Consider the following 2,550-nt stretch of genomic DNA (forward strand, 5'->3'; position numbering starts at 1 on the left):
TCACCAACCTTTTCTACATCCGAATGAATAAAGCGTCCTTCTATATTATCTATTGTAGGAACAAATGGTGATCCACTCACTTCCACATATCTAAAACCATGGTAAGTAAATCGTGGTTCGTAGCTTTCTTTACCTTCGCCTTTTAGGATATATATATCTGTAGCTTCAGCTTTACGCAATGTATTAGTTTTTAAAGAGCCATCTTCATTGACTAGTTCGCTATGTCTTAGTTTTAATTGTGTACCTTTAGGACCAGATACATTAATTTTTACCCAACCTGTAAAGTTCTGACCAAAATCATATACGAATACACCTGGTTTTAGTGTGTACATTTTTATGGGTTTGAGAATTTTTGTGACTCTAATTGGTGGCATATTTTGGTATCTCAAATTTGGGCCTTCTGTAACTTCTACTTCTTCCCAATTTGAAGCATCAAAATGGTAAGTGCACCAATCTGGCATTTCTAATGTTCCGTCGTATTTTTCACCGTAATACATTCCATTTTCCTGCAACGGTCCATGAGATGAACCCCAACTTTCATCACTTAATATATATTCTTTTTCTCCATTTACGTATTCGAGCAATATTTGAATTATAAGTTTTGGTTTCGAATATCCAAATTGTTCTAAATGTCTTCCATTACCTAAAATCACTCCTACACAATTCTGCTCTGTAATAAAAGAAGTAATATTGTAAACATTAAACAAAGCTTCTTTGGAATATTCTGATTGTCCAGGATCAAGAACATTATTTCCTACTTTTTCTCCATTTAGATAAAGTTCATAGAACCCTAGCCCGCTAATATATGCTCTAGCACTCTGTACCTCATTTTTAATTTCAAATGTTTTTCTAAAATATGCAGCATGGTAGTGCTTGAATTTTTCTGTGCTAAAATCGCCTGCAGAATAGAAGGTTTTTAAATCTCTTTTTGTGATCCATTTTGCTTTCCAATCACTTTTATTCAAAGGTCCTGTTTCAAAAAAAGATGTTTTACTCCAAGTGCTTTCCTCTCCTTTTTCATCCCATATTTTAACTTTCCAGTAATACCTTTTGAAACTTTCCAATTCTTCACCGCTATAGTAGCAGTAATTATCTTCACTTTCAATTTTATGGGTATCCCATATATTTCCTTCATTTTGTTCAATGAGCTGTTGAGATGATGATATTAAAACTCGATAGGCACTTTGTTTTTTTCTCCTTTCACTGGTTTCAACTACCCACGACAGCCTGGGCCTTGTATCTTTTAAAGCTAAAGGATTTATAGCGTATGTTGTATACATATTTCTAACATCAATTTTCATATTGGTTTCTCCTTTTGATACAAAAAAATGTTTTTATCCTATTTCTCTCAGATGGCTAACAAATCAATTTAATATGCCGATTCTCTTTCCTTCACCATCTTCCAGTACTCATCACACTCCTTTAAGTATTTTATCGTATCCTCAGGTAATCCTTTTTCTTTTCTCACCTCCCTTAAGATTTCTCTTACATCTGTTTCGTAGGCTTCTTTTAAAGTTTCTTCTGACGCTACAACGTCATGATTTTCTTGAGCTTGTTTCAATTTTTCATAATCCACTAGTAGAGACTTTGCATAGGTGATTTGTAGATTATTTAAGGACTGTACTACTGCAGGGATTTTTGGTTTTACATTGTGACTTTGATCTAATACCAAGCTGATTTTTTGGTTTTGACTTTCCGCAGAAAGATCAAAAAATTTGTTGAGCTCAACGAAGATTAGAAATAATTCATACGGATTGAGAGAACCAACAGTTAAATCATCATCTGCGTATTTTCTTGAATTGAAGTGAAATCCACCTAACTTATTTTTTTGAGATAACAAAGAAACTATAAATTCAATGTTCGTTCCTTGGGGATGATGGCCTAAATCAACAAGTACCTTCATATTTTCACCTAATTCTTTCGACAACATATATGAAGTTCCCCAATCGAATAGTAGTGTTGAATAAAAGGCAGGTTCAAAGAATTTATATTCTAAAAGCATAGTCATATCTTTTTCTAAATGTTTTGTAATTTGTTTTAATGAATCTTCCAGTAATTCAAAAGATTTATTGAAATCAATCTGTCCAGGATAATTAGAACCATCTGGGATCCACATGGATAAAATTTTTGAATTTGTTTCTTTCATTATTTCTATACATTCAAAGGTTTGATCAATAGCTTTTTGCCTTATTTTTAAGTTAGAATTACTTAGTGAACCAAATAGGTAGTCTTCGTCTTCAAAATAATTTGGATTTACTGCACCTATTTTTACCCCTTTTTCTTCTGCGTACTCTTTTAAAACCTTATAATCTTCAACTTTGTCCCACGGTATATGTATTGCAACAGCAGATACAGCATCGGTTATTTTGTTTACAAATGCAGCGTCATCAATTTTTTCATAAACATTTCTGGCTTCACCAGGAATATGAAAAGCATGAAATCTTGTTCCAGATTTTCCAAACCCCCATGAGGGGACTTCTACTTTAAAATTTTTTATTTTTTCTTTTATCTCAGTTAACTCCATCATTGTTCCTCCTTGTTTCTTCTGAA

General features: G+C 32.8%; 2 protein-coding genes. Both read right to left on the reverse strand.

Features of this window, described 5'->3' with window-relative positions; translation table 11 throughout:
• Positions 1–1,301, reverse strand: a 1,301-nt coding sequence (locus AA81_RS13675) for a family 78 glycoside hydrolase catalytic domain (RefSeq protein ID WP_169999818.1), incomplete at its 3' end; no start/stop codon positions are given.
• A gap of 68 nt (positions 1,302–1,369) precedes the next feature.
• Positions 1,370–2,550: L-rhamnose isomerase (rhaI, locus tag AA81_RS13680; RefSeq protein ID WP_211292737.1), on the reverse strand; the 1,181-nt coding region annotated here is incomplete at its 5' end.

It is taken from the genome of Petrotoga halophila DSM 16923 (genome assembly GCF_002924615.1).